Below are 19,930 nucleotides of genomic sequence, written 5' to 3'. Positions count from 1 at the left end.
GGCGGCAAGTTGTGGGCTTACTTTCGACTGCGAGACAACTAAAGTTCGCTGGCAATGGCGGGAACAAACAAGATGATCCTTCATTGAGGAGCCGGAAGGAAGGCCGGAATGGGCCGTTCCCGAAAGTCTCGAGGATCGCGCGTTGGGCGAAACTGTCCTGGTTACCGGCGGGGCCGGCTTCATCGGCCGCTCGGTCTGCAATGAACTTCTCGCTCGCGGCCACAAGGTCCGCGTCCTCGACAGCCTGATCGAGCAGGTCCACGGCGAGGTGGACGGATCCAGGCTCCTGCCCGCCGACGTCGAGCTGCTGGTCGGGGACGTCCGCAACCGCGACATTGTCAGCAAGGCGCTCTCGGGCGCCGACAGCGTCATCAACCTCGCCGCGGAAGTCGGGGTCGGCCAGTCGATGTACGAGATCGAGCGCTACACCAGCGGCAACGACCTCGGCACCGCGGTGCTGATGGAGCAGTTGATCGAGAAGCCGGTGCGCCGGATCGTCACCGCCTCGTCGATGAGCATCTATGGCGAAGGCCTCTACCGCGACGCCGACGGTCGTCACGTGCAGGATGCCGAGCGCAGCGCCCGCGCCGGCCAGGGCCAGAGCTGGGAGCCGCTCGACCAGCAGGGCCGGCCGCTGACCCCGGTGCCGACGCCCGAATGGAAGCGCCCGGACCTCGCCTCCATCTATGCGCTCGGCAAATACGTGCAGGAGCGCACCACCCTCATCATCGCCGGCGCCTACGGCATGGAAGGCGTCTGCCTGCGCCTGTTCAACGTCTACGGGCCCGGCCAGGCGCTCTCCAACCCCTACACCGGCGTGCTGGCGATCTTCTCGTCGCGGCTGCTGAACGACCAGCGGCCGGTCATCTTCGAGGATGGCGAGCAGCGCCGCGACTTCGTCCATGTGACGGACGTCGCCCGCGCCTTCGCCGACGCGCTGGAACTGCCACAGGCGGCCGGCGGCGTGTTCAACATCGGCTCGGGCCACGACCGCTCGGTGCGGGAAGTCGGCCAGGCGCTCGCCAAGGCGCTCGGCAAGGACGATCTCGAGCCCGAGATCGCCGGCAAGGGCCGCATCGGCGACATCCGCCACTGCTTCTGCGACGGCACGCTCGCCGCCGACCGCCTCGGCTTCCGCGCCGCCAAGGACTTCGGCGAAGGCCTCGCCGAACTCGCCGAATGGGTCGCCGGGCAGACGGCGGTGGATCGGGTGGACGCTGCCAAGGCGGAGCTTGAGGCGCGGGGGCTGGTCGCGTGAGCGGGCCGGCGCTCCTGAGGGGCCGGCCGGTGCTGGTAACCGGCGGCGCTGGCTTCATCGGCAGCAACATCGCCGACCGGCTCGCCGCCGAGGGGCACGACGTGCATGTCTTCGACGCGCTGTCGCGGCCTGGTGTCGAACGCAACCTCGACTGGCTGAAGCAGAAGCACGGCCGGCGGATCAGCTTCACCCTCGGCGATGTACGCGACGAAGACTCAGTCGCGGCCGCCGCGACGGAAGCCGAAGCCGTCTTCCACATGGCCGCGCAGGTGGCGGTCACCACCAGCCTCGTCACCCCGCGCGAAGACTTCGACATTAACGTGCGCGGCACCCTTCACCTGCTGGACGCGCTGCGCACTTCTGGCCGCCGCATCCCCGTTGTCTTCGCATCGACCAACAAGGTGTACGGCGACCTCGCCGACCTCGTGTTCAAGCTCGAGGAGGATCGCTACGAGCCGGTCGATCCCGAGGTCCGCGCCCACGGCATCGGCGAGGCGCGGCCGCTTGACTTCCACACGCCCTACGGCTGCTCCAAGGGCGCCGCCGACCAGTATGTGCTCGATTATGCGCGCAGCTTCGCACTGCCCGCAGCGGTAGTCCGCATGAGCTGCATCTACGGGCAGCGGCAGATGGGGACCGAGGACCAGGGCTGGGTCGCCCATTTCCTCATCCGTGCCCTCAACGACCAGCCGATCACCCTCTATGGCGACGGCTGCCAGGTGCGCGACATCCTCGATATCGGCGACGCGGTCGACGCCTACATGGCCGTCTGGAAGCAGATCGACCGGGTCGCCGGGCGCGCCTTCAACTTGGGTGGAGGGCCGGCCAATGCGGTGTCGCTGCGCCAGCTCATGCGCCACATCGCCGAACTGACCGGGCGCGAGCCGGACGTCCGTTACGACGACTGGCGCGCAGGCGACCAGCGCTACTTCGTCGCCGACACGCGGGCCATCCGCGCCGAACTTGGCCTCGGCCGGGCGCGTGGCTGGCGCGAGGGCGTGACGGCGCTGGCGGACTGGCTCGCGTCGGAGCGCGGCCTGGTTCGCGATCCCATCAGGCTCAAGGTCCCCGCATGAAGCGGCGGCGGCTGCTGCTCTCCACCGATGCCGTCGGCGGGGTATGGACCTACTCGATCGACCTCGCTCGCTCCCTCGCCGCTGCCGAGGACATGGTGGTGCTGCTGGCGGTTCTGGGGCCGTCGCCAAGCTCCGATCAGCTGACCGAAGCGGCGGCCGTGCCGGGCCTCCAGATCATCGACACCGGCCTGCCGCTCGACTGGACCGCGGCGAGCGAGCGCGACGTGCGCGAGGCCGGCCATGTGCTCGCCCATCTGGCGGAGATGGGCCAGGCCGATCTCGTCCAGCTGCACACGCCGGCGCTTGCCTCCGTCTGCTATCCGGTCCCGGCGATCAGCGTGGTCCACAGTTGCGTCGCTACCTGGTGGGAAGCGGTGCATGGCGGTGAAGCGCTGCCCGACGACCTTGCCTGGCGGAGCAATCTCGTTCGCGAGGGCCTTGGCCGCAGCGACGTGTCGGTCGCTCCGTCCGAGAGTTTCGCCCGTGCCGTGCAGAAGGCCTATCGCCTGCCCGAGCCGCCGCTGACCGTCGCCAACGGGCGCCTTGCCAATGTCGGGCATACGGCACGGCAGCCGTTCGACGTCGCGCTGACCGCCGGACGGCTGTGGGACGCGGGCAAGAATGTCGCTGCCTTCGATCGCGCTGCGGCGCTGTCCGGCATTCCCTTCCTTGCCGCCGGGCCAAGCGAGGGACCGGACGGAAGCCGCCTTTGTCTCAGCCACGCGAGAGCAGTTGGCAACCTGCCCGCGGCGGACCTCGGAGAACTCCTGCTGAAACGCCCCTTGTTCGTGTCGGTAGCGCTCTACGAGCCGTTCGGGCTTGCGGTGCTGGAGGCGGCACAGGCCGGCTGCGCCCTCGTGCTCGCCGACTGCCCGGTGTTCCATGAGCTTTGGGAGGGCGCGGCGCTGTTCGTCGATCCCCTCGACGAGCATGCCATCGCGGCGGCGGTCGACCGGCTAGTCGCGCTTCCCGAAGAACGCGCCCGCCTCGGCGACGCCGCCCGATTGCGGGCCGCGCGTTTCACGCCCGACCGTACGGCCGAAGCCATGCTCGGCCTCTACCGCCAGCTCCTCGCCGAGCCGCAACAGGAGCGGGTCGCGGCGTGAGGATCGTCTACTTCACCCATTCCCTGCTGAGCTGCTGGAACCACGGCAACGCGCATTTCCTGCGCGGCGTGCTGCGCGAGCTGAAGGCGCGCGGGCACCAGGTCCGCTCGCTGGAGCCGAGCGGTGCCTGGAGCCTCGCCAATCTGCGCGCCGACGCCGGCGATGAAGGGCTCGCTGCCTATCGCGCAGCCTATCCCGATCTTGCCGACGTCACGCACGAATATGCGCCGGGCAATGACGTCGAGGAACTGGTCGGCGACGCGGACCTCGTCATCGTGCACGAGTGGAACGAGCCCGCACTGGTCGCGGCCGTGGGTGCGCTCCGCAAGGCAGGCGGGCGCTTCACCCTGCTCTTCCACGACACGCATCACCGCGCCGTCAGCGAGCCCGACGCCATGCGGGCCTATGATCTCACCGGCTATGATGGCGTGCTGGCGTTCGGCGAGACCCTGTCGGAGGTCTACCGCCGCTGGGGCTGGGACGGCCGGGTGTGGACCTGGCACGAAGCCGCGGACACCCGCCACTTCCGCCCGCCCGTCGTCGAGCAGGAGCGGCAGGGCCTCGTCTGGATCGGCAACTGGGGCGACGGCGAGCGCTCGACCGAGCTCGAGGAATATCTGTTCCGGCCTGCCCGTGACGCCGGGCTGCCGCTGACCGTCCATGGCGTCCGCTATCCGGCCGAGGCGCTGGCGACCCTTGCCCGATACGGGGTCGACTTCGCCGGCTGGGCGCCGAACGCCAGCGCGCCCGAGCTGCTCGCCCACTCGCTCGCCACCGTCCACGTTCCTCGCCGCTTCTACCGCGAGACGCTGCCGGGCATTCCCACCATCCGCGTGTTCGAAGCGCTTGCCTGCGGCATTCCGCTGGTCAGCGCGCCCTGGGACGATGCCGAGCATTTGTTCACCGCCGGCGAAGACTTTCTCGTCGCCCGCGACGGTGCCGAGATGACCCGCCATCTCACCGCGCTCCGCGACGACCCCGCCTTGCGCGAGCGGCTCGCCGCCCACGGCCTCGCCACCATCCGCGCCCGCCACAGCTGCGCCCACCGGGTCGACGAGCTGCTCGGGATCGTCGCGACAATCACCAACAGGGTCGACGCATGAACATCGCCTTCTACGGCTCCTCGCTGCTCAGCGCCTACTGGAACGGGGCCGCCACTTATTATCGCGGCATCCTCAAGGAACTGGCCGGACACGGCCACGCCATCACCTTCTACGAGCCGGACGCCTTCGAGCGGCAGCAGCACCGGGACATCGACCCGCCTTCCTATGCGAGGTCGGTCGTTTACGAAGCGACGCCGGACGCCTGCGCCCGCGTGCTGGATGAAGCGGCGGCCGCCGATATCGTGGTCAAGGCGAGCGGCGTCGGCGTGTTCGACGACGAGCTTGCCGAAGGCGTGCTCGACCGCGCGCGGCGAGACGCGGTCAAGGTCTATTGGGACGTCGATGCGGCGGCCACGCTGGAGGAGCTTCGCGCCGCTCCCGACCATCCGCTTCGCCGCCGCCTCGGCGAGTTCGACCTCGTGCTCACCTACGGTGGCGGGCCGCCGGTGATCGCCGCCTATGAGGCGATAGGCGCCAGGAAGTGCATCCCCATCTACAATGCGCTCGACCCTGCAACGCATCATCCGGTGGAGCGTGACGACCGGTTCGCGGCCGACCTCGGCTTCCTCGCCAATCGCCTTCCCGACCGCGAGGCGCGAGTCGAGGAATTCTTCCTCCGCGCTGCCGAATTGAGCCCGGACAGGAGCTTCCTCCTTGGCGGCAATGGCTGGACGGGCAAGGGCATGCCGGCCAATGTCCGCGCCGTCGGGCATGTCGGGACGGCCGACCATAATGCCTTCAACTGCTCGCCGGCCGCCGTGCTGAACGTGGCGCGCGACAGCATGGCCGATGTCGGCTTCTCGCCCGCGACCCGCGTGTTCGAAGCCGCCGGCGCCGCAGCCTGCCTGGTCACCGACGCGTGGGAAGGAATCGAGCAGTTCCTCCAGCCCGATACGGAGGTGCTGGTCGCCCGCGACGGGCAGGACGTCGCCGAACATCTTGCACGGTTGACGCCCGGTCGGGCCGAGGCGATCGGCAAGGCGGCGCTCGCCCGCGTGCTCGCCGAACATACCTATGCGCACCGCGGCGTCGAAGCCGACCGGGTGCTCCGCCAGGCGGTTGCCGCCAGGCGCGAGATGGCGCTCGCATGAAGCTGGTCGTCCTCGGCCTGTCGCTCTCCTCCTCCTGGGGGAATGGCCATGCGACCACCTTCCGCGGCCTGCTCGCCGAATTCGCCGCGCGCGGTCATGACATCTTGTTCCTCGAGCGCGACGTGCCCTGGTATGCCAGCCAGCGCGACCTGACCGATCGGGACTGGTGCCGCCTCGAATATTACAGCGATCTCGCCGACCTCGATCGCTTTGCGGGCGAGATCGCACGGGCCGATGCGGTGATCGTCGGCTCCTATGTGCCGGAGGGCGTCGAGGTCGGCCGCTTCGTCCAGCGTACGGCGCGCGGCACCACCGCCTTCTACGACATCGACACGCCGGTCACCCTCGCCAAATTGGCGCGCGGCGACTTCGAATATCTGAGCCCGGAGCTGATCCCCGGCTTCGACCTCTATCTCAGCTTCACCGGCGGCCCGACCCTGCGTTTCATCGAGGAGCAGCTTGGCAGCCCGGCGGCGCGCGCCCTCTACTGCCAGGCCGACCCGGAGCTCTATCGCCCGCTGGACGTGCCGACGCGCTGGGACCTCTCCTATCTCGGCACCTGGTCGGCGGACCGCCAGCCGACGGTGGACAAGCTGCTCTGCGCCGCCGCCCGAGCGCTGCCGGACAGTCGCTTCTGCGTCGCCGGTCCGCAATATCCCGCCGACATCGACTGGCCCGCGAACGTCGAGCGGATCGAGCATGTGCCGCCTGCGGACCACCCGGCCTTCTACGCGGCCTCGCGCTTCACGCTGAACGTCACCCGCGCCGACATGATCGCTGCCGGCTGGAGCCCCAGCGTCCGCCTGTTCGAGGCCGCGATGTGTGCCTGCCCGGTGATCTCGGACAAGTGGGAAGGCCTGGACCAGTTGTTCGCGCCCGGCCGCGAGATCCTGCTCGCCTCCACCACCGAGGATGTGATCGCGGCGCTGAAAGGCATCGACCCCGCCCAGGCGCGGGCGATCGGCGAGGCGGCGCGGCAGCGGGCGCTCAGGGAGCATACGGCAGCGGTACGCGCGGCCGAACTCGAGCGGCACCTTGCCGAGACCATGGCGGCCAAGCCGATGGCCGCGCTGACCGGCGCCCGTGGAATGAAGGAATGACGATGGCAAGCAGACCGAAGGACGTCGTCCTCGTCGCCGGAGGCGCCGGCTTCATCGGATCCAACCTCGTCGACCGGCTGCTCGAACGCGGCGCCGATGTCGTCGTGCTCGACAATCTCCAGACCGGACGGGCGGAGAATCTCGCTCATCTGCGCGGGCGTGAGGGCTTTGATTTCGTCGAGCACGACGTCACCGAGCAGCTCCCCCAATCGCTTGATGGGCGCGGCTTCACCCACGTCTTCAATCTCGCCTGCGCCGCTTCCCCGCCCGCCTACCAGGCGGACCCTGAGCATACGATGCTCACCAACGTGCTCGGCAGCCGCAACCTGCTGCGCTTCGCCGAAGGGCAGCGGGCGCGCTACCTGCTGGCCTCGACCAGCGAAGTCTATGGCGATCCCGAAGTGCATCCGCAGCGGGAGGATTATCGCGGCTGGACCAGCTGCACCGGTCCACGCGCCTGCTATGACGAAGGCAAGCGTGCGGCCGAAACCCTGGCCTTCGATTTCGACCGTGCCGGCCGCGTCGACGTGCGCGTCGTCCGCATCTTCAACACCTATGGCCCGCGCATGGACCCGGACGACGGCCGCGTCGTCAGCAACGTCATCTGCCAGGCGCTGAGCGGCACGCCGGTCACCATCTATGGCGACGGCAGCCAGACGCGGAGCTTCTGCTACGTCGACGATCTGGTCGAAGGCATCCTCCGCCTGATGGCCTATGACGGGCCGCAGCCGGGGCCGGTCAACATCGGCAACCCGCAGGAGCTGACCGTCTCCGACCTTGTCGAGCGCGTCCTTCGCCTGACCGGCTCGACCAGTGCGGTGACCAATCGCCCCCTGCCCGTCGACGATCCGCGGCGGCGGCGGCCCGACATCGGCCTTGCGGGCAGTCTGCTGCAATGGAGCCCGAGGGTGTCGCTCGAACAGGGGCTTGCGGCCACCATCCCCTATTTCGCTGGACAGCTCGGCGATGCGCGGCCGGCCTTCGACTTCGGCGGGGGACAGGCCCAACCATTACCCCTCGCCGCCGCCGAATAGATGCTTGTCTATGGCGACGCCCGCGAGGAGGTCGCCACGGCCGCCCTGCTGGCGGCGCTGAAGCGCGACGAGCGCCGGTTCCTTACCCACGACGAGCTGCGCAGCCGCTTCATCGCCCTCGCCGGACTGGCGCAGGGCGTCGCGGATGCGGACTTCGCGAAGTCTGGCGCGGACCGCGAGCGACCGGCGGAAGCAGCGCTTCTGCAGGCGCTGGTCACGCTCGGCGCGGCCCTGATGCGGTCGTGGGATCGGGACTGTGAAGGCAGCATCTGCCCGCCCCTGCCCCCGCTTTTGCCGCTGCCGGCGAGCGTCACCGTCAAGCAGGCCGAAGGCTATGCGCATTACGCTCTCTATCCCGAGGCCTATGCCCTGGCCGCGCGCAAGCTGGTGTTGGCGGGCGAGCCGCGGATCATCGGCCTGCGCAGCATCGGGACGGGCCTCGCGGCAGTGGCCGCCGCGGCGCTCGGCGCCAAAACGCCGGTCACGCTGAGGCCCGGCGGCGATCCGTTCGCTCGCTCGCTCTCGATCGCGCCGGAATTGGAGCAATCGCTGCTCGACGGCGATCCGCATTTCGTCATCGTGGACGAAGGACCGGGTCTGTCCGGCAGCAGCTTCGGCGCGGTCGCCGACTGGCTGGAGGCCCGCGGCGTCCCGGCGGCGCGCATCGCCTTCCTGCCGGGCCACCATGGCGACCTCGGGATGCAGGCCTCCGCCCGGCACCGCGAACGCTGGCGGACCGCGCAGCGGCCGGTGCTCAGACCCGACCGCCTGACCCGCTGGACGGCGCAGCTCCTCGGCCCGATCGAGCGCTGGACCGACATTTCGGCAGGCGGCTGGCGTCCGTTGCGGAACGCGTCGGAAAGCGAGTGGCCGGCGGTGGTGCCGGGCTGGGAGCGGATGAAGTTCCTCGTCCGGGCCGCGGGTAAGGAGTGGATGCTCCGCTTCGCCGGGCTCGGCCCGAACGGGCATGGCAAGCTTGCCCTCGCCCGCACGCTCCACGAGGCAGGTTTCGGTCCCGAGGTCGCCGGGATGACCCATGGCTGGCTGGCGCTGCGCTGGCACGCCGACGCGCGGCCAGCACGGCCGACGCTCGACGAGCTCACCGTCTATCTGCGCATCCGCTCGCTCCTGCCGGTCGAGCACGGCGCCGGCGCAAGCCTCGCCGAACTGGTCGCCATGGTCCGCCGCAACGTGCCTGAACTGGCCCGCTGGAGCCCGGAGGTCGACGCGCTGCAGCCGCTCGTCCGGCGGGTTCGGACGGACGGGCGGATGGAAGCGCACGAATGGCTCCGCCTGCCCGGCGGGCAGCTGCTCAAGGCCGACGCCCTGGACCATCATGCCGGACACGACCTCGTCGGCGCGCAAGACCTCGCCTGGGATCTGGCCGGAGTGATGGTCGAGTTCGACCTTCCGGCGGCCGACGTCGACCGGCTCGAACGCGCGCTCGGGGTCGATCCGGCGCTGACCGCCTTCTACCGGATCGCCTATTGCGCCTTCCGCATCGGCAGGCACGGCCTCGGGGTGGAGATGAGCCCGGCGGACGAAGCGCCTCGCCACGCCGCCGCCACCGCCCGCTACCGCCTAGCGCTGGTAGATGCGGTCGAGCAGGCGAGCGACGTCGACCAGTCGCTCGGCATCCGGGTCGATGCCTTCGCCTGAGGCCAATCGCCGCGCCCAGTCGGCGGCGGCGCGGCCACCCCAGTCGCTGTCGACCGGCGCCAGCTCCCAGCGCTGCGTGCCCGCCATGCGGGTTGCCGCAAGGTCGTAGAAGGAGCCGCCGACATTGCGCAGCGCCGCGGCGCCGCCGTCGCCATAGAATTCCGCCCCGATCACCGCCTCTGTCCCGGCCGGCAAGTGCCAGGAGCAGGCGAGGCGGACGATGGCTCCGCCCGCCAGCCGGAGCGTCGCCACGGCATAATCCTCGCAGCATGCCGCCGGATCTGTGAGGGGCACACCGCCGGCGAGCAGATGGCTTTCGACCGCCACCACCTCGGGCCAGTCCAGCGCCCACAAGGCGAGGTCGACGAGGTGCACGCCAAGGTCGATCACGCAGCCGCCCCCTGACTGGGCCGGGTCGAGGAACCACGGCTTTCCGGGGCCGTAGGCATTGTGGAAGGTCAGGTCAGCCGCGAACACGCGTCCGAGTTCGCCGGACTGGATGGCGGTGCGGATCGCCTCCATGCCGCGGGTGAAGCGATAGCTGAGATCGACGCCGAGCAGCCGGTCGGCCGACCGCGCGGCATCGACAACGGCACGGGCCTCAGCTTCCGTCCGGCCGAGCGGCTTCTGGCAGAAGACGGCGAGCCCCGCCTCCAGCGCGCGCACCGACTGCTCGGCATGCTGCGCGCTGGGCGTCGCGATCACCAGCCCGTCGAGGTCCATGGTGAGCAGCTCGTCGATCGTGTCGACGGTGGCGGCGTCGGGCGCCAGCGCGGCGGCCTCGGCGCGCATCTCGGCGCTCGGATCGACGATGGCGCCGGCGTCGACGAGGCCGGTGGCGAGCATCGCTTCCATCCGGTGCCGGCCGATCCAGCCGGTGCCGAGGAAGCCCAGACGCGGCTTGTCGCTCACGGTTCGATGATCGCCTTCAGGAAGCCCATTGGGCGATCGCGGGTGGCGTCGAGCGCCTGGGCGAGCTCGTCGAGCTTGAAGCGATGGGTGTAGAGCGGGCTCGGATCGAGGCGGCCGCTGGCGACGGCGTCGATCGCCTCGCGGATGCCGTCCATATAGACCTGAGGATCGCGCTCGTGGGCGTTGATGACGTCGATCCCGCGCCAGTTCCACAGCCACATGTTGACCTGCCGCGGACCGTCCTGGTGGTAGCCGGCGACGATCAGCTTGCCGCGCTCGGCGGTGAGTTCGCCGGCGAGGTCGAGCGGCCATTGCTTGCCGACCGCCTCGATGACGCGCTCGCAGAACTTGCCGTCGGTCAGCTCCTTCACCCGCTCGATGATCATGGTGTGATCGGTCATCGGGATGGTCTCGGCGGCGCCGAACTCGCGCGCGACGTCGAGGCTGTAGTCGCGGCGGGAGATGGCGATGACGCGCGCGCCGGCATCGGTCGCGAGCCGCGTCAGCAGCGCGCCGAGGAAACCGATGCCGAGGATGGCGACGGTCTGCCCGGCCTGGATGTCGGCGCGCTTGAAGATGTTGAAGGCGCAGCCGAGCGGTTCGCCGGGGAAGGGCTGGCCGGCGAGCGCTTGCGGAAGCTTCAGCACCTTGTCGGCATCGGCGAGGTCGTGGCTGGCGTAGCTGTTGTAGCTCAGCGCCGCGACCCGGTCGCCGACGGCGAGATCGGTGACGCCGTCGCCGACCGCCTCGATCACGCCCCAGCCCTCATGGCCCATGCCGCCCGGCTCGCCTGGATATTGCAGCCATTCGGGGCCGCTCCACGGGCCGAGGTTCGAGGCGCAGACGCCGCAGCCTTCGAGCTTGACTCGGACCTGGCCGGGACCGGGTTCGGGCAGCGGAAGATCGTCGACGCGGATGGTCTGCGGCGCCGACAGGACGGCCGCGCGCATGGTGGTGGTGGCGTTCAAGAAGGTCCCCTTCGTTCCACCCGCTCAACGAGGAGGAATGAAGATGGTTGCCCGACAAAAAGGCATATCGTCCACGTCGTCCACTTCCGGCTTTTCGACCGCAGCCCGAGGCGTTTAGCTGCCGAAGTGGACGGACCGGCATGGCTTTGACCAAGCCATGCAAAATCCACCTTTACAAGGGTCGTCAGGCCTCCCGCACCCGCAGCGTCGCGAGCGCGGCAAGGGCCATCACCCCGGCGGCGAAGGCCATCGTCCAGATCGGCTGGCCGGGGAAGAAGGCCTTCATGATCGAGCCCATGACCGTCGCCACCAGCAGCTGGGGCACGACGATGAAGATGTTGAACAGGCCCATGTAGGTTCCGAGCTTGGCCTGCGGCAACGCGCTGGCGAGGATGGCGTAGGGCATGGCGAGGATCGAGGCCCAGGCGATCCCCACCCCGATTTCGGCCAGCAGCAGATGCTGCGGATCGCGCAGCAGGAAGAAGCTGGCATAGCCGAGCGCGCCCGCGGCGAGACACAAGGCGTGGGTCTTCGCCTTGCCGATCCGCTTGGCCAGCGCGGGCAGGACCAGCAGGGCGGCGATGGCGGCGACGCCGTTGTAGACCGCGAACAGCACGCCGACCCAATTGCCCGCCTCCTGATAGAGCGCGCTGTCGGGATCGCTCGCACCGAAGAAGTTGAGCGCGACCACGGGCGTCGTGTTGATCCACATGATGAACAGCGCCGACCAGCTGAAGAACTGGACCAGCGCCAATTGCTTCATCACCCGGGGCATGCCCGAGAAATCGCCGACCAGGCTGCCGAGCATCCCCGCGCCCTGCCCGGCCTTGGCGCGCATCACGACGAACACCGACAGGAGGCCATAGGCAATCAGTAAGGCGCCGAGGAGATAGACCTCCTTCTCGAGCCCGAAGTACCAGGTGGCCGCGACCACGATCACGCCGATGTCGAACCAGAACAAGGCGGCGAGCCAGCTACGGGAGGCAAGGGCGCGCATGGCGTCACCGCCTTCGATGGGCGCTTCTTCGCCGAAGCCGCGCATCTCGTCTGGCGAATATTCGCGGGTGGTGAAGACCGTCCACATCACCGCCAGGAACAGGGCCGCGCCGCCGGCCCAGAAACTCCAGCGGACCGTGTCGGGGATGGCGCCCGCCGCCGCGACATTGCTGACGCCCCAATGTTCGAGGAGATAAGGGAAGATCGAGCCGATCACCGCGCCCGCGCCGATAAAGGCGGTCTGCACCGCATAGCCCGCGGTATGCTGGTCGCGGCGGAGCTGGTCGCCGACAAAGGCGCGGAAGGGCTCCATCGAGATGTTGAGGCTGGCGTCGAGCATCCACAGCAGCGCCGCGGCGGCGAGCAGCACGGGCGCAAGCGGCATCAGCAGCAGCGACAGGGCGGCAAGCAGCGCGCCCGCCACGAAATAAGGCCGACGACGGCCGAACCGGCCGAGCCAGGTACGATCGCTCATGAAGCCGATGATCGGCTGGACCAGCAGCCCGGTCAGCGGCGCCGCGACCCACAGGGCGGGCAGGTCGTCGAGGCTTGCGCCCAGCGACTGGAAGACCCGGCTCATATTCGCATTCTGAAGCGCGAAGCCGATCTGGATGCCGAAGAAGCCGAACGAGATGTTCCATAGCCCCGCCCAGCTTTGCCGCGGCTTTTCCAGCCGACCCGTCACCTGATCCATGCAAATCCTCCTGGCGTTCAGACAAAGCAGGAAAGCCGAAGGGTGCCAATCCTTTGTGCATTGCAGCAGAATAGGTATTCACAGGTGACAGGCGCCGGCGATAGGACCAAACCCTGGCAGGTTCACAAGGGGAAACAGAACATGGCCGTAGCCGCACCGAGCGTTTCGACCGACGGCGCCGAACAGGATGGGGTCGACGCGCCCGAGCTGCGCTATTTCGTGTTCGCGCTATTCTTCATCTTCGGCGGCATCACCAGCCTCAACGACGTCATCCTGCCCAAGCTGAAAGAGCTGTTCACGCTCAACTACACGCAGGCGATGCTGGTGCAGTTCTGCTTCTTCACCGCCTATCTGGTGATCGGCATTCCGGGCGCGCAGCTGGTCAAACGGATCGGCTACATGCGCGGGGCGATGGCGGGATTGCTGATCATGATGGTCGGCTGCCTGCTGTTCATCCCGGCGTCGCGGACGGCCACCTACGGGCTGTTCCTGTTCGCCTTGTTCATCCTCGCCAGCGGCGTGGTCATCGTCCAGGTGGTCGCCAATCCGCTGATCAGCCTGCTGGGCAAGGCACAGACCGTGCACAGCCGGCTGACCTTCGCGCAGGCCTTCAACAGCCTCGGCACGACCGTCTTCCCGCTGGTCGGCTCGGCGCTGATCCTCGGCGGCCTTGCGGGCGTCAGCGCGTCCGACTTCTCGGGCGCCGCGCTGGAGGAATATCGCACCGCCGAGACGCAGGCGATCGTCAGCACCTACCTCGGCCTTGCCGCCGCGCTTGCCGTCATCGCTGGCGCCGTCTTCCTGTTCCGCAACCGCCTGCCCGGCGAGCAGCATGAGAAGAGCTCGCCCTTCGCCGGCTTCTCGCTGCTGAAGCGCACCCGCTTCGGCTGGGGCGCGGCCTGCATCTTCCTCTACGTCGGCGCCGAGGTCGCGATCGGGTCGCTGATCGTCAACTATCTCGGCCAGCGCCATGTCATGGGCCTGAGCGAAGGCGCTGCCGGTCCGCTGATTGCCCTTTATTGGGGCGGCGCGATGGTCGGACGGTTCATCGGCAGCTGGTTCCTTCGCATCATGAGCCCGGGCAAGATCCTGGCCGGGGTCGCGGTCGGCGCGATCGCGCTCATCCTCCTGTCGATCAGCACCACCGGCAGCCTGTCGGGCTACAGCCTGCTCGCCATCGGCCTGATGAACTCGATCATGTTCCCGACCATCTTCAGCCTCGCCTGCGAGAAGCTGGGCGCGCGGGCGGCGGACGGGTCGGGGATCATCAACATCGCCATCTTCGGCGGGGCGGTGATCCCGTTGCTTACCGGCGTGCTGGCCGACGCGAGCAAGAGCCTCGGCATCGCGCTGCTGCTTCCCGCCGCCTGCTATGCGGTGATCGCCGCCTACGGCCTCTACGCGCGGCGGCCGGCGGCCAGCTAGACCAGGCTTCAGCGCCCGCTTGTCGGGCGCGTCAGACGAGGCTTGAGCCGCGCACCTTGAGGGTGACGGGGAGCAGCTTGGACTCGCTCTCGCGGCCCTCGATGCGGTCGATCAGCGCCTCGACCAGCGCGGTGCCGGCGAGGCGCGCGTCCTGCGCGACGGTGGTGAGCGGCGGGGTCGCGTAGCCGGCCGCGGCGAGGTCGTCGAAGCCGACCACGGCGACATCTTGCGGCACGCGCCGGCCGCGCTCCTGGAGCGCCTTCATCGCGCCGATGGCGGCAAGGTCGGACGCGGCGAACAGGGCGTCGTAGTCGGCCCGGCGTCGCTCCAGCTCCGCGACGGCCGCGCGCCCCTCCGCCTCGCTCGGCCCGGCTTCGACACGCAGGCCGTCGAACACGCTCATGCTGGCGTCGTCGTGGGCGCGCACGTAACCACGATAGCGGTCGAGGAATTCAGGATAGGCTTCGCTGACGGTGCCGACGAAGCCGATCCGGCGGCGGCCGAGACCAAGCAGGTGGCGCGTCGCCTCGTGGCCGCCCGCTTCATTGTCGGAGCCGACGATGGCGCCGAACTCGCCCGCGCGCGGATTGCCCCAGCAGACGAAATGGGCGCCGCGCCTGACCAGCTGCTCGAGCCGCGGGCGGTACTGGAGATAATCGCCGTAGCCGAGCAGGATGATGCCGTCGGCCTTGCGGCTGTCTTCATAATCGACGTGCCAGTCGTCGGAAAGCTGCTGGAAGCTGATCAGCAGGTCGTAGCCATGGGAAGCGCAGGCGCGCACCATCGATCCCAGCATCGACAGGTAGAAGGGATTGATCAGCGTCTCGTCGGGCGTCGGATCCTCGAAGAAGAGCAAGGCGAGCGTGCGGCTCTGCTGGCGGCGGAGGCCGCTGGCATTCTTGTCGACCTTGTAGTGAAGCTGTTCGGCGGCGGCGAGGACGCGCGCGCGCGTTTCCGCGCTGACCGCGGGATTACCCGAAAGAGCACGGCTGACGGTGGGCTGGCTGACCCCCGCCAAGGCCGCAATATCGAACGATGTCGGTCGCCGCTGCGTCATCCATGTCACAGTGTAACGACCTGAATACGTATGTATAGCTGCCCTTTCGCCTGTTCCTGCCGCCAATCGCTGATAGGTTTCGGTTGCGTGACATTGGTGCACCGCGCCCGTTGGCGCCGCGCCGGTCCGAGGAGGGTGACACACACAATGAACGTTTCGAACTTCACGAGCCGACTTGCGCTTGCCGCGAGCCCGCTGGCGATCGGCCTGGCCCTGGTTGCGACTCCGGCCGCTGCGCAGACTGCGCCCGCCGAGGAGCCGACGGCGGCCGACGAGGCCGCCGCCGAGCCTATCACCGAGGCTGAAGGCGAGGCCATCGTCGTCACCGGCTTCCGCCGCGCGCTCGAGAGCGCCATCAACACCAAGAAGCGCCAGGAGCAGGTGGTCGAGGCGGTCAGCGCCGAAGACATCGGCAAGCTTCCCGACAACGGCATCGGCGAATCCATCGCCCGCCTTCCCGGCCTCTCGGCGCAGCGCGCCCAGGGCCGCGCCAACATCATCTCCATCCGCGGCTTCGGCCCGGATTTCTCGGTCACCACCCTGAACGGGCGCGAGCAGACCACCACCAATGACAGCCGCGCGGTCGAGTTCGACCAGTTCCCGTCGGAGATCCTGAACCAGGTCGTGGTCTACAAGACCTCGGCCGCGAACCTCATCAGCCAGGGCCTGGTCGGCACCATCGACCTGCGCACCATCCGCCCGCTCGACGCCAAGCGCCGCGTGCTCGCGGTCGGCGCTCGCGGCACCTACACCGACGAGAAGCTCAACCCCGACACAAGCGACATGGGCTATCGCTTCTACGGCACGTTCGTCGACCAGTTCGCGGACGACCGCATCGGCGTCGCGCTGTCGGCGTCCTACACGGACGAGCCCTATCATTCGCGCGAGTGGGCGGCGTGGGGCTATGAATCGCCGGCGTCCAATCCGGGCCAGCTGATCTTCACCGGCTCCAAGACCTACAACAATTCGAGCCAGCTGAAGCGCTTCGGCCTCAACGGAACGCTGCAGGCGAAGGTCAACGACACGATCACCGCAACGGTCGACGCCTTCTATTCGAACTTCAAGGACCGGTTCGATTCCCGCTGGTTCGAATTCCCGGCCTTCCCCGACTGGGGCAATTCGACGCTCACCAACGCCCAGTCCGAAGGCGGGCTGATCACCAGCGGCACGCTGAACGGCGTCTACGGCATCGCGCGCAACGACACCAACGACCGCGAGGCCGACCTTTACTCGATCGGCGGCAACCTCGCCTGGAACAATGGCAACGGCTGGAAGGCCTTCCTCGACGTGGCCTGGTCGCGCACCGACCGCGTCGACCAGAATCTTCAGGCGACCGCCGGCACCGGCTATGCCCGCTCGGGCGCGTCGACCAACATCGGCTTCACCATGGGGCCGAAGGGACCGACCTTCACCAACAGCCTCGATTATTCGAACCCGGCGCAGATCTTCCTGACCGATACGCAGGGCTGGGGCGGCGCGATCATCCAGGCCGGCTACGACAACGTCCGCGACACGCGCGACGACCTCGCCCAGTACAAGGCGGAGATCGAGCGCGAGTTCGATGGCTTCATCGACAGCGTCAAGGTCGGCGCCGGCTACACCGACCGCAGCAAGGAGCTTTCGGCGGTCGAGGCCTATCTCGTCCCGGCCGGCGGCGCGCTGCAGATCGCGGTGCCGAGCAACCTGCTGCTCGATCCGACGGTGGTCGGTCGCGGCATCGGTCCGATCCTCACCTTCGATCCGCGCAAGCTGGTCGACGCCAACATCCTCTCCCGCGTTCCGAACAGCTTCGGCCAGGACAAGGGCTATTCGATCACCGAGAAGCTGTTCCAGCCCTACATCATGGCCACCTTCAGCCAGGATGTCGGCGCGGCGGAAGTGACCGGAAACGTCGGCTTCCAGGCCGTCCGGGCAGAGCAGAGCTCGACCGGCGACACCTTCCCGGGCGGCGTTCGTACGCGGGTCACCGCAAAGACGAGCTACTGGGACTATCTGCCGAGCCTGAACGTGTCGGCGCGCCTGCCCAACGACATCGTCGTGCGCGGCGCGAGCTCGATTCAGATCATGCGTCCGCGCATGCCGGATCTGAACACGGTCATCAATTACGGTACCGACACCACGCTCGGCATCATCAGCGGCAGCGGCGGCAACCCTTATCTGAAGCCGCACAAGGCGCTGGCGTTCGACCTCAACATCGAGAAGTATTTCGGCTCGAAGGGCTACGTCGCCATCCAGCTCTTCCACAAGAAGATGCTGCGCTACATCGCCGGCGGCACCACCGAGTTCGACTACAGCCAGTTCCCGGCTCCGGCGGTCACGCCGGTGAACGGAACGATCGGCCTGCTGTCGGCGCAGGTGAACACCAAGGGCGGGTACATCCGCGGTCTCGAGCTTGCCGGCACGCTTCCGTTCGACGTGCTGACGCCGGCGCTCGACGGCTTCGGCCTGACCGGTGGCTATGGCTACACCGAGACCAGGATCCGCAACTTCAACAATGAGATCGACGTGATCCCGGGCTATTCCAAACACGTCGCCAGCCTCACCGCCTTTTTCGAGAAGGCGGGCTTCAGCCTTCGCGGTTCGATGCGCTATCGTTCTGCCTTCCGCGGTGATTTCCGGGCCTTCAACGGCGAACTCGCCCGCGAGGACGTCCAGGCCGAGACCGTCTACGATGCGCAGGTCGGTTACGACTTCCAGAAAGGCACGATGCTCGAGGGTCTGTCGCTCTACCTGCAGGGTCAGAACCTGACCGACGAAGCGTCGCGGACGCTGCCGGCCAATGCCGTGTCGGACGATCAGTATCTGCGCTACGCAACCTACGGTCGACGGTTCCTGGCCGGCTTCACGTACAAGTTCCGCTAGCGTCCAGAAGGTGCCGCACCCGTTGTGGGTGCGGCACCGTTCGAGCAGGTTGAATGGCAATGACATCCGGGCTCGACATCGTCGTCGCCGGCGGCGGAACCGCCGGATGGATGGCTGCAGCCGCCCTCGCGCGATTTCTCGAGGACGGCAGCCGCATCACTCTGGTCGAATCCGATGTGATCGGCACGGTCGGGGTGGGCGAAGCGACCATCCCGCAGATCCACAACTACAATGCGGCGCTCGGCATCGACGAGCGCGAGTTTCTTGCGGCCACGCAGGGCACGTTCAAGCTCGGCATCGAGTTCGGCGGGTGGCGCGCTCCCGACCATAGCTACATCCACGCCTTCGGTTCGGTGGGCCGAGGCAGCGGGCTCATGCCGTTCCGCCAGCTGTGGCTGAGGGCGCGCGCCGAGGGGCTGGCGGGGGAGCTTGGCGATTATGTGCTGAACTCGGTGGCTGCCTACGCCCGGCGCATGGCAGGCCCGGCGGGTCGACCGTCGGCTATTCCCGATCCCGTCTACGCCTATCATTTCGACGCCTCGCTCTACGCCGCCTTCCTGCGCCGCTATGCCGAGCAGCGCAGGGTCACGCGGGTCGAGGGCAGGATCGAGCGAGTCGAGCAGGATCCGGAAAGCGGCGATGTGGCCGCGCTGCAGCTCGACGGCGACCGCCGAATTGCGGCCGATCTCTTCATCGACTGCACCGGCTTTCGCAGCCTGCTGCTCGGGCAGACGCTCGGTGTTCGGTTCGACGACTGGTCCGACTGGCTGCCGAACGATCGGGCACTGGCGGTGCCGTGCGAACGAAGCCACGCCTTCCGACCCTACACCCAGTCCCTTGCGCGCAAGGCGGGTTGGCAGTGGCGTATCCCGCTCCAGCATCGCACCGGGAACGGCCACGTCTATTGCAGCAGCGCGATCAGCGATGACGAGGCGGCGGCGATCCTGCTCGCCGACCTCGACGGGGAAGCGCTGGACGAGCCACGGCCGCTGCGCTTCACCGCTGGGCGACGGCGCGAGGCATGGGCCGGCAATGTGGTCGCGCTCGGGCTTGCCGCCGGCTTCATGGAGCCGCTGGAATCGACCAGCATCCACCTGGTGCAGTCGGGCATCGCGCGGCTGATGAGCTTCTTGCCCCGCGATCGCAATTTCGCCCGCGCGCGGAGTAGCTTCAACGGCATGACCGCATCGGAATGGGAGCGTATCCGCGACTTCCTCATCCTCCACTACAAGGCCAATGGCCGGGTCGGCGAGCCCTTCTGGGACCAGTGCCGCGCAATGCCCATCCCCGACACGCTGGCGGCCAAGATGGCGCTGTTCGAAGAAGCGGGCGCGATCTTCCGCGAAGACGGCGAGCTGTTTACGGAAGAAGGCTGGGGCCAGGTCATGATCGGGCAGGGCCTGAAGCCCCGGAGCTGGTCGCCGCTGGCGGATGTCGTCACCCGCGAAGAGCTTGAAGACTATATGAAAACGCTTGCGCTCGCCTATCAGCGCAAGACGCAATCGATGCCGGCGCACGCCGACTATGTCGCCACGCTCCTCGGCTCCCCTCAGTTGCAGAAGGACATCGCTTGATCCTCGCCCTTGCCT

General features: G+C 68.2%; 15 protein-coding genes. 11 read left to right on the top strand and 4 right to left on the bottom strand.

What is annotated here, in order from left to right; translation table 11 throughout:
* Window positions 1-142: 142 nt before the first annotated feature.
* From JOY29_RS12470 to JOY29_RS12435, 8 genes are read left to right on the top strand one after another with little or no spacing between them, the layout of a single operon-like run.
* Complete coding sequence (locus tag JOY29_RS12470; RefSeq protein ID WP_300973860.1) at window positions 143-1,258, top strand: NAD(P)-dependent oxidoreductase; 1,116 nt, start codon at window positions 143-145, stop codon at window positions 1,256-1,258.
* Entirely contained in the window at window positions 1,255-2,334 is a 1,080-nt protein-coding gene (locus tag JOY29_RS12465; protein ID WP_300973858.1) for an SDR family NAD(P)-dependent oxidoreductase, read from the top strand. The genes JOY29_RS12470 and JOY29_RS12465 overlap by 4 nt, the downstream gene beginning before the upstream one ends.
* Window positions 2,331-3,440, top strand: a complete 1,110-nt coding sequence (locus JOY29_RS12460; RefSeq protein ID WP_300973857.1) for a glycosyltransferase family 4 protein — start codon at window positions 2,331-2,333, stop codon at window positions 3,438-3,440. Before JOY29_RS12465 ends, JOY29_RS12460 begins: the two co-directional genes overlap by 4 nt.
* The gene (locus tag JOY29_RS12455; protein WP_300973856.1) at window positions 3,437-4,543 is read left to right on the top strand and encodes a glycosyltransferase; all 1,107 of its coding nucleotides are present in this window, start codon (window positions 3,437-3,439) and stop codon (window positions 4,541-4,543) included. The genes JOY29_RS12460 and JOY29_RS12455 overlap by 4 nt, the downstream gene beginning before the upstream one ends.
* Window positions 4,540-5,634 (top strand): glycosyltransferase, encoded by a 1,095-nt coding sequence (locus tag JOY29_RS12450; RefSeq protein ID WP_300973855.1) that lies wholly within the window; start codon window positions 4,540-4,542, stop codon window positions 5,632-5,634. Before JOY29_RS12455 ends, JOY29_RS12450 begins: the two co-directional genes overlap by 4 nt.
* Entirely contained in the window at window positions 5,631-6,734 is a 1,104-nt protein-coding gene (locus JOY29_RS12445; RefSeq protein WP_300973854.1) for a glycosyltransferase, read from the top strand. The genes JOY29_RS12450 and JOY29_RS12445 overlap by 4 nt, the downstream gene beginning before the upstream one ends.
* Before the next feature lie 2 nt (window positions 6,735-6,736).
* Window positions 6,737-7,768 (top strand): UDP-glucuronic acid decarboxylase family protein, encoded by a 1,032-nt coding sequence (locus JOY29_RS12440; RefSeq protein ID WP_367280018.1) that lies wholly within the window; start codon window positions 6,737-6,739, stop codon window positions 7,766-7,768.
* Window positions 7,769-9,427, top strand: coding sequence for a hypothetical protein (locus tag JOY29_RS12435; protein WP_300973852.1), 1,659 nt, complete (start codon window positions 7,769-7,771; stop codon window positions 9,425-9,427).
* Here the strand turns inward: JOY29_RS12435 and JOY29_RS12430 are convergent.
* From JOY29_RS12430 to JOY29_RS12420, 3 genes are all read right to left on the bottom strand, one after another.
* Window positions 9,350-10,339: a Gfo/Idh/MocA family oxidoreductase gene (locus JOY29_RS12430; protein WP_300973851.1), complete on the bottom strand. Its 990-nt coding sequence runs from the start codon at window positions 10,337-10,339 to the stop codon at window positions 9,350-9,352. The genes JOY29_RS12435 and JOY29_RS12430 overlap by 78 nt on opposite strands.
* The gene (locus tag JOY29_RS12425; RefSeq protein WP_300973850.1) at window positions 10,336-11,307 is read right to left on the bottom strand and encodes a zinc-binding dehydrogenase; all 972 of its coding nucleotides are present in this window, start codon (window positions 11,305-11,307) and stop codon (window positions 10,336-10,338) included. The genes JOY29_RS12430 and JOY29_RS12425 overlap by 4 nt, the downstream gene beginning before the upstream one ends.
* Before the next feature lie 184 nt (window positions 11,308-11,491).
* Entirely contained in the window at window positions 11,492-12,997 is a 1,506-nt protein-coding gene (locus JOY29_RS12420; RefSeq protein ID WP_300973849.1) for an MFS transporter, read from the bottom strand.
* A 141-nt stretch (window positions 12,998-13,138) separates the two neighbouring features.
* Between JOY29_RS12420 and JOY29_RS12415 the strand changes: the two genes are divergently transcribed.
* Window positions 13,139-14,422 (top strand): sugar MFS transporter, encoded by a 1,284-nt coding sequence (locus tag JOY29_RS12415; protein ID WP_300973848.1) that lies wholly within the window; start codon window positions 13,139-13,141, stop codon window positions 14,420-14,422.
* Between the two features lie 31 nt (window positions 14,423-14,453).
* On the opposite strand, the gene JOY29_RS12410 is transcribed toward JOY29_RS12415, so the two are convergent.
* Window positions 14,454-15,479 (bottom strand): LacI family DNA-binding transcriptional regulator, encoded by a 1,026-nt coding sequence (locus JOY29_RS12410; RefSeq protein WP_300973847.1) that lies wholly within the window; start codon window positions 15,477-15,479, stop codon window positions 14,454-14,456.
* A 147-nt stretch (window positions 15,480-15,626) separates the two neighbouring features.
* Here JOY29_RS12410 and JOY29_RS12405 point away from each other — a divergent pair, with 147 nt between their 5' ends.
* A complete protein-coding gene (locus tag JOY29_RS12405; protein ID WP_300973846.1) occupies window positions 15,627-18,341 on the top strand; it encodes a TonB-dependent receptor in 2,715 nt (904 codons plus the stop codon).
* Window positions 18,342-18,394: 53 nt separating this feature from the next.
* Window positions 18,395-19,915 (top strand): tryptophan halogenase family protein, encoded by a 1,521-nt coding sequence (locus JOY29_RS12400; protein ID WP_300973845.1) that lies wholly within the window; start codon window positions 18,395-18,397, stop codon window positions 19,913-19,915.
* Window positions 19,916-19,930 lie beyond the last annotated feature (15 nt).

This window comes from Sphingomonas sp. LHG3406-1, from assembly GCF_029637485.1.
Classification (GTDB): Bacteria; Pseudomonadota; Alphaproteobacteria; order Sphingomonadales; family Sphingomonadaceae; genus Sphingomicrobium.
Note: the sequence above shows the minus strand (reverse complement) of the source record. Positions and strands in the feature narration are given on the sequence as shown.

What these genes read in the sequence shown, in the direction of transcription:
- JOY29_RS12460 (WP_300973857.1), top strand. Translation starts at nt 2,331, where the DNA reads ATGAAGCGGCGGCGGCTGCTGCTCTCCACCGATGCCGTCGGCGGGGTA.
- JOY29_RS12450 (WP_300973855.1), top strand. Translation starts at nt 4,540, where the DNA reads ATGAACATCGCCTTCTACGGCTCCTCGCTGCTCAGCGCCTACTGGAAC.
- JOY29_RS12445 (WP_300973854.1), top strand. Translation starts at nt 5,631, where the DNA reads ATGAAGCTGGTCGTCCTCGGCCTGTCGCTCTCCTCCTCCTGGGGGAAT.
- JOY29_RS12440 (WP_367280018.1), top strand. Translation starts at nt 6,737, where the DNA reads ATGGCAAGCAGACCGAAGGACGTCGTCCTCGTCGCCGGAGGCGCCGGC.
- JOY29_RS12435 (WP_300973852.1), top strand. Translation starts at nt 7,769, where the DNA reads ATGCTTGTCTATGGCGACGCCCGCGAGGAGGTCGCCACGGCCGCCCTG.
- JOY29_RS12420 (WP_300973849.1), bottom strand. Translation starts at nt 12,997, where the DNA reads ATGGATCAGGTGACGGGTCGGCTGGAAAAGCCGCGGCAAAGCTGGGCG.
- JOY29_RS12415 (WP_300973848.1), top strand. Translation starts at nt 13,139, where the DNA reads ATGGCCGTAGCCGCACCGAGCGTTTCGACCGACGGCGCCGAACAGGAT.
- JOY29_RS12410 (WP_300973847.1), bottom strand. Translation starts at nt 15,479, where the DNA reads ATGACGCAGCGGCGACCGACATCGTTCGATATTGCGGCCTTGGCGGGG.
- JOY29_RS12405 (WP_300973846.1), top strand. Translation starts at nt 15,627, where the DNA reads ATGAACGTTTCGAACTTCACGAGCCGACTTGCGCTTGCCGCGAGCCCG.
- JOY29_RS12400 (WP_300973845.1), top strand. Translation starts at nt 18,395, where the DNA reads ATGGCAATGACATCCGGGCTCGACATCGTCGTCGCCGGCGGCGGAACC.